The 6,492-nt window shown below is 65.1% G+C and carries 7 protein-coding genes; 3 read left to right on the top strand and 4 right to left on the bottom strand.

The features are described 5' to 3' along the window. Together EN925_RS17865 and EN925_RS17860 are read right to left on the bottom strand one after the other, a co-directional pair. The coding region (locus EN925_RS17865) for a response regulator (RefSeq protein ID WP_128336765.1) at positions 1-223 on the bottom strand (223 nt) is incomplete at its 3' end. A gap of 160 nt (positions 224-383) precedes the next feature. Next, positions 384-1,181, bottom strand: a complete 798-nt coding sequence (locus EN925_RS17860; protein WP_127370062.1) for a hypothetical protein — start codon at positions 1,179-1,181, stop codon at positions 384-386. Between the two features lie 232 nt (positions 1,182-1,413). On the opposite strand from EN925_RS17860, the gene EN925_RS17855 reads away from it, so the two are divergent. Then, entirely contained in the window at positions 1,414-2,049 is a 636-nt protein-coding gene (locus tag EN925_RS17855; protein WP_127384852.1) for an isoprenylcysteine carboxylmethyltransferase family protein, read from the top strand. A gap of 10 nt (positions 2,050-2,059) precedes the next feature. Here EN925_RS17855 and EN925_RS17850 read toward each other — a convergent pair whose 3' ends face one another. Further along, positions 2,060-2,545 (bottom strand): hypothetical protein, encoded by a 486-nt coding sequence (locus tag EN925_RS17850; RefSeq protein WP_127368512.1) that lies wholly within the window; start codon positions 2,543-2,545, stop codon positions 2,060-2,062. A 220-nt stretch (positions 2,546-2,765) separates the two neighbouring features. Between EN925_RS17850 and EN925_RS17845 the strand changes: the two genes are divergently transcribed. Then, the gene (locus EN925_RS17845; RefSeq protein WP_063169591.1) at positions 2,766-3,131 is read left to right on the top strand and encodes a RidA family protein; all 366 of its coding nucleotides are present in this window, start codon (positions 2,766-2,768) and stop codon (positions 3,129-3,131) included. A gap of 26 nt (positions 3,132-3,157) precedes the next feature. Continuing rightward, positions 3,158-4,393 (top strand): amidohydrolase/deacetylase family metallohydrolase, encoded by a 1,236-nt coding sequence (locus EN925_RS17840; protein WP_127368511.1) that lies wholly within the window; start codon positions 3,158-3,160, stop codon positions 4,391-4,393. A 204-nt stretch (positions 4,394-4,597) separates the two neighbouring features. Here EN925_RS17840 and EN925_RS17830 read toward each other — a convergent pair whose 3' ends face one another. Continuing rightward, entirely contained in the window at positions 4,598-6,385 is a 1,788-nt protein-coding gene (locus EN925_RS17830; RefSeq protein WP_127368510.1) for an NAD(P)/FAD-dependent oxidoreductase, read from the bottom strand. Positions 6,386-6,492 lie beyond the last annotated feature (107 nt).

Below are 6,492 nucleotides of genomic sequence, written 5' to 3'. Positions count from 1 at the left end.
CCGGCGTGCGCAGGCCGGCGGCGCGCACCGCCTTGACCATCGACAGGCCGTCGAGACCGGGGATCATCCGATCGGCGACGATCACGTCGTATTTGCCCCGGGTCGCCGCGAACAGCCCGTCATGGCCGTTGCGCAGGAGGTCGCAGACATGGCCGGCCTCGGTCAGTCCCCTGACGATATAGTCGGCCGTCCTGTGGTCGTCCTCGACGAGAAGCAGTCGCATGAAAGGTCCGGTCCGTTGCCGAGATGGACAGGCTATCACCGGCACGGGCTTGTTCCTAGGATGTCACGAAGGCGCAGGGATGGTGGCGCTAGAACGTTCACGATTGGCCGAAGCGGTGGGGTTTTCGGCAATTGTCAATGCTAGCGCATCCGCCCTGCACCTAGTCCAGGTCCAGCAACAGTTCATCGGCTTCGTCGGTTGTCCCCTTCAGGGTCATGTGCAGGACGAGCGCAATGATACAGCCGAGGAAGAGCAGGCTGGTGAAGATGGTGCCGAAGCCCAGGCCGCCATGCCTGGCCGATCGCGACAGCAGGTCACCGAAGGAGGCGCCGAGCGGCCGCGTCAGGATATAGGCGAGCCAGAAGGCCAGGATGCCGTCGAGATTGAGCAGCCAGTAGGCCAGCACGATGAGCGCGATGGCGCCGCCGAACAGCAGGCCTGTGGTGAGGTAGCCCATGTCGAAGCTTTCGGCGACGAGATCGCCGCCGGCGGTGCCGAGCGCGAAGGTCAAGAGGATCGCCAGCCAGTAGAAGATTTCGCGCCTGGTGGTGAAGATGGTGTGGATCGACAGCGTCCGTTCGCTGGCGTACCAGACCGCGAATGTCGCGGCGAGCGCAACCGAGAAGGCGATGGTCGTGGTCTGCAGGCGCCCGCCGAAAGTGTCGACGAGATTGTCCGTCACCAGGGTGCCGACGATGCTGATCAGCACCACCGCCAGCCAGTAGGCCCACGGCACGTAACGCTTCTGCGCAAACTGCAGGACGAGGGCAGCGATCAGGATGCCGGTCATGATCAGCGAGGTGACGGTCAGCCCAAGCCCGATCGTGTCGGCAAGATAATCCGCCGCGGTCTCGCCGGTGGTGACCGCCATCAACTTGATCACCCAGAAATCGAGAGTGACGTCGGGAACCCTGTTGTGGCTCGGTGGGGCGGGTTGTTGCCTGTTGGGCGCGAGCATGGCTGAAGTCCTGAGGTCGACGGTTGCGGCGGTGGCGATCCGCGCAGCGTAAGCAAACGAGTTCACGCCGGCCTGTCCGGCGGCATACAAATTCGTAAGAATGGTCGTGGGCCGCGCAAAGGTCCTTTACGAACGCCCGGCGCTGCGCCGATAGAGGGCGTGCGCCTTTCATCCGCCATCAATGTCATGCCCATTGCTCACGGGCACTCGTCAGTGCCCCAGGAAACACCAAATGACCTACGCTACCCTCAAGCCGGTTTCCCAGGCCTTCGAGCAGCGCAAGCGCCTGATCTTCGTGCGAGTTGCGGCGGCGCTGGCGGTGTTGCTGCTGTTTCTCACCAAGCCGGGGCTGAGCGAGGGCTCCGACGGGCACGAAACGATCGAATTCTTCGGCTTTTGCCTGGTGCTCGTCTGTGTCGTCGGGCGGCTGTGGAGCATTCTCTATGTCGGCGGCAAGAAGAACGAGGAACTGGTCTCGACGGGACCGTTCTCGACCACGCAGAACCCGCTCTATTTCTTCTCGACGGTCGGCGCGGTCGGCATTGGATTGCTCTACGGCTCGCTGATGGCGGCCGTGGCGCTGGGCCTTGCCAGCTTTTTCATCTTTCGCGTCACGGCGCGCAAGGAAGCCGAATTTCTGCTCGGCAAGTTCGGCCCGGCCTATCTTGCCTACACCAAGAGCACGCCCCGGTTCTGGCCAAACCCGCTGCTCTACCGCGACGATGACGAACTGCAGTTCTCGACGCGGGCTTTGAAGCGCACGTTTTTCGACGGGCTCTATTTCCTCGCCATCTTCCCGGCCATCGAACTGGTCGAGCATTTCCGGGCGACCGGCATGCTGTTTCCGGCCTTCGTCACGCTCTACTGATCAGCTGGCTCTAGCTGCCGAGCGGATGCGGCATGTAGCCGACGAAGCCTGATATCTTCCAGCTGCCGCCGACCTTGCTGCAGAAATACAGCGTCTGCCATTTCAGCCGGTCGACGCTGCCGTCCGCCTTGGCGACCGAGCCGTCGAACTTCTTGTGCAGCACGGCGCGGTCGCCGTCGACGTCGATGTCTCGCATGTTGGTGACGCGAAACAGCGCCTCGCGCAGCGGCTCGGCGAATTTGGTCGCCGCCGTCTCTTCGGCCTGGCGCAGCCATTCGTCGCGATAGACTTCGAGCCTTGGAAACTGCAGCCGCCAGGCGTCGGCGTTGTGCAGGAAATGCGCATGCATGCCGAAGAAGCTCTCGGCGACGAAATCATCCTCGACCATAGCCCAGTCCTGGCCGATGAAAGCGTCGATGTCGCGCCGCACCAGCATTTCCCAGAGCGCGTGGCGATCGGCATCGCCTGATGGAAACGGGTTCTTGTCGTAGGTCATTGCTGGTATCTCCGCTCTGGCAAATGCGTCTGTGCGGTGCGGCTTCCAAGCCGCCCGTCAGCGCGTACGATGCAAGGGCTCTTGTAATAAAGCAACGCAGATTTCCAAGAATGTTGCTTTCCAACAAGGCCCCTATGAGGATCGGCCGGATCGGCGTAAATGTCGATCGAAGCGGGCGCTGCAATGGCACCCCGTCCTGTCATCAGAGGAGGCTTGTCCCTTGCCGAAACAGTGTTTTGGAACGTCGCATGTGCCGTTGTCGCCCGCCGTGCGGGCAGGCGATCTCGTCTATGTCTCGGGCCAGGTTCCCGTCGGCAGCGACGGCATCGTGGTCAAGGGCGGCATATCGGAACAGACCGAGCAGGTGCTCGCCAACGTCAAGGCCGCGCTGGCGCTGGCCGGCTGCACCATGGACGATGTGGTGAAGACCACCGTGTGGCTGGAAGACGCGCGCGATTTCGGCGCCTTCAACGCGGTCTATGCCAGGCACTTTCCGAAGAACCCGCCGGCCCGCACCACGGTCGAATCGCGGCTGATGATCGATATCAAGATCGAGGTCGAGGCGGTCGCCTATCGGCCTCTGTAAGCAAAGCAACGAGCGGAGGTTACCCCATGCAATTCGACCTCCTGCTGAAGGGCGGACGGCTGATCGATCCGGCCGCTGGCCTCGACTCGCTGCGCGATGTCGCCATCGCCAATGGCCGCGTTGCCGCGGTCGACGCCGATATCCCGGCGGACAGCGCCGCGCAGATCGTCGATGCCGCCGGCTGCATCGTCACGCCGGGCCTGGTCGACCTGCACAGCCACGTCTATTGGGGCGGCACGTCGCTTGGCGTCGATGCCGACCGGCTGGCCGCCAAGAGCGGCACCACCACCTTCATCGATGCCGGCAGTGCGGGCGCCGGCAATTTCCTCGGCTTCCGCCGCCATGTCATGGAGCGCTCGAAGGTTCGCATCCTGGCCTATGTCAACATTTCCTTTGCCGGCATTTTCGGCTTCTCGCAGACGGTGTCGGTCGGCGAGTGCAGCGATCTCAGGCTCTGCGAGCCGCGCGAGGTTGTGGCTGCGGTGCGCGAGCACCGCGATGTCGTGGTCGGCGTAAAGGTTCGCTCGGGCAAGCATGCCGGCGGCACCAGCGGCATCGCGCCGGTGGATCTGGCGCTGGAGGCCGCCGACCAGGCCGGCCTGCCGCTGATGGCGCATATCGACGAACCGCCGCCCGGCCGCTCGGAAGTGCTGCCGCGCCTGCGCAAGGGCGACATTCTCACCCATTGCTTCCGGCCTTTCCCGAATGCGCCGGTGTTCGCTTCCGGCGCGGTGCGGCCCGACATGCGGCTGGCGCGCGAGCGCGGCGTCATCTTCGACATCGGCCACGGCATGGGCTCGTTCGATTTCGCCGTCGCCCGCGCCATGCTCGAAGAAGGGCTGGCGCCCGACGTGATCTCGAGCGACGTGCATCTCTACTGCGTCGACGGTCCCGCCTTCGACATCCTCGTCTGCATGTCGAAGCTCCTGGCGCTCGGCATGCCGCTGGTCGAGGTCCTGCGCGCCGCCACGCAAGCGCCGGCGCAGGCGATCGCGCGGCCTGACCTGGGCACACTGGCCATCGGCACGGTCGGCGACGTCGCCGTGCTCCGTCAGCGCCCGGGCCGCTTCACCTTCGTCGACGCGGTCGGCGCGTCATTGGTCGCCGACCAGAGGCTGGTGTGCGAAGGCATCGTTATCGGCGGCACCTGGTGGCCGAACGAAGCGGTCAACGATGTCAGCGAGACTGAGCGGTTTGTGGCGCATGCCGCGCATACCCATGTCGAGGTTGCGGCGAGGCACTTTGGGCATCGGCACGACTAGCTGATCTCGCCAGCTTGTGCCTGTCTTGGGGCGGCTGCGCGTTTGGCGAACGGCTTCCCCCACTCCGTCGCCGCTTCGCAGCGCCACCTCTCCCCCCTCTGGAGGGAGAGGAAGGGAGCCAAGGCCGATGAACTCGCGCCGTTCCTCTCCCCCGTCGATCGGGGGAGAGGTGGCGAGCGAAGCTCGACAGAGTGGGGGTCGACTTTACCCGGCGTTGCTCACCGCCCCGTAAACCGGCGTCTCAATGCCTTCCATCCGCGCCTTGACCTGCAGCGCGACATATTTGGAATAGAAGCGCGACAGCGCCAGATTGCCGCCGTGGAACCAGAGCGCTTCCTGCGCCGTCGGCTTCCACATATTGCGCAGCTCGCCTTGCCAGGGGCCGGGGTCGCCCTTGACGCCCGAGCCAAGACCCCAGCACGGGCCGACCTTGTCGGCGACTTCGCGCGAGACGATCGCGGCGACATTCTCGTTCATCGACTGATAGCCGGTGCAGGCGATGATGGCGTCGGCGGCGAGTTCACTGCCGTCCTCGAACAGGATGCCGCTCGGGGTCAGCGACTTGATGGCGACGCCGCTGCGGATGCCGATCTTGCCGTCGATGATCAGGTCGGAGGCGCCGACATCGATGTAGTAGCCGGAGCCGGTGCGGTAGGCCTTCATCAACAGGCCGGTCTCGTCGTCGCCGAAATCGATGGCGAAGCCGGCGGCGCGCAGGCGGTCGTAGAAGGCCGCGTCGCGCGCCTTGATCACCTCGTAAAGCGCCCGCTGGCCCTTGGGCACCAGCGCGAACGGCGTCGAGGCGACGATCATGTCGGCCTTCTCGGTGGTGATGCCGCGCGCCAGTGCGTCTTCCGAGAAGATCTCGAAGCCCACTTCCATCAGCGTGTCCGACTTGACCACTGTCGTCGGCGAACGCTGGATCATGGTGACCTCGGCGCCGCTCTCCCAGAGGTCGACGCAGACATCGTGGCCGGAGCTTGCAGCGCCAATGACGGCGACCTTCCTGCCGCGGAATTTGTCGCCGCTGGCATACTGGCTGGAGTGCAGCAACTCGCCCTTGAACCGGCCGGCACCCGGCAGATCGATCCGCCGTGGCGGGCCGTAGGCGCCGGTGGCGAAGACGATGTGCTTGGGCTTCAGCGTGATCTGCCGGCCGACGCGGTCGACGACCACGGTCCAGACTTTTTCGGCCTCGTCATAGCTGGCGCTGAGGCATTTGGTGGCGACCCAGTAGTTGAGCTCCATGACGCGCGTATACATTTCCAGCCAGTCCCCCATCTTGTCCTTGGGCGTGAACACCGGCCAGTTTTCGGGGAAGGGAATGTAGGGCAGATGGTCGTACCAGACCGGATCGTGCAGCACGAGCGTGCGGTAGCGGTTGCGCCAGGAGTCACCCGGCCTGGCATTCTTCTCGATGACGATGGCCGGCACGCCGAGCTGGCGCAGTCGCGCCCCCAGCATGATGCCGCCCTGGCCGCCGCCGATGACCAGGCAATAGGGCTGTTCATCAGTGCCGAGTTCGCGCGTCTCGCGCGCCCGCGCCTCCGACCAGGTCTCGCGCTGGGGATCGGCCTTGTGGCGCACGCCGAGCGGCCGCGCCGCGCCCTTGCGCTCCTCGAAGCCCTTGAGGTCGGCCATCGCCGTGAACAATGTCCGGCAGCGGCCGTCGCGCAGCCGCATGATGCCCTCCCCCCTGGCCACCACGGTTTCGAAGCTGAACCACGCCTCGATGGTGCCGTCGTCCGAGGTCGCCTCGCCGGTCAGCCGCCACGCGCTCGGCTTGGCCGTCGCCAGCGTCGTCGCCAGCATGTCGGCGATCGCCGCGCGGCCTTCCATGGTCGTGATGTTCCAGGTGAAGGTCAGGAGATCGCGCCAGTAGCAATCGTCGACGAAGAGGTTGCTCGCCGCCGCCACGTCGCCGGCTGCGAGTGCCTGCGCCAGGGATTCGAGCCATGCGGCTGCCTGTTTCGTGGGTGCTATTTCGAGCATCTCTTTCCCTCTTCCTGCGTGCGTCTAATCTGTGTTGGAATGGCAACTGTCGAACCCGGCGCCGTCCCCCATCCTCCCCCCCGGCCCCTCTCCCCCTCTCCGCGGGG

The organism is Mesorhizobium sp. M7A.F.Ca.US.006.04.2.1 (assembly GCF_004022915.1).
GTDB classification, from domain to species: Bacteria; Pseudomonadota; Alphaproteobacteria; order Rhizobiales; family Rhizobiaceae; genus Mesorhizobium; species Mesorhizobium ciceri.
The sequence above is the reverse complement of the archived record's forward strand: the minus strand, read 5'-3'. Positions and strand labels throughout refer to the sequence as shown.

Bases quoted from the DNA above. Each gene is read 5' to 3' on its own strand.
- EN925_RS17860 (WP_127370062.1), bottom strand. From the start codon at position 1,181: ATGCTCGCGCCCAACAGGCAACAACCCGCCCCACCGAGCCACAACAGG.
- EN925_RS17830 (WP_127368510.1), bottom strand. From the start codon at position 6,385: ATGCTCGAAATAGCACCCACGAAACAGGCAGCCGCATGGCTCGAATCC.
- EN925_RS17850 (WP_127368512.1), bottom strand. From the start codon at position 2,545: ATGACCTACGACAAGAACCCGTTTCCATCAGGCGATGCCGATCGCCAC.
- EN925_RS17855 (WP_127384852.1), top strand. From the start codon at position 1,414: ATGACCTACGCTACCCTCAAGCCGGTTTCCCAGGCCTTCGAGCAGCGC.
- EN925_RS17840 (WP_127368511.1), top strand. From the start codon at position 3,158: ATGCAATTCGACCTCCTGCTGAAGGGCGGACGGCTGATCGATCCGGCC.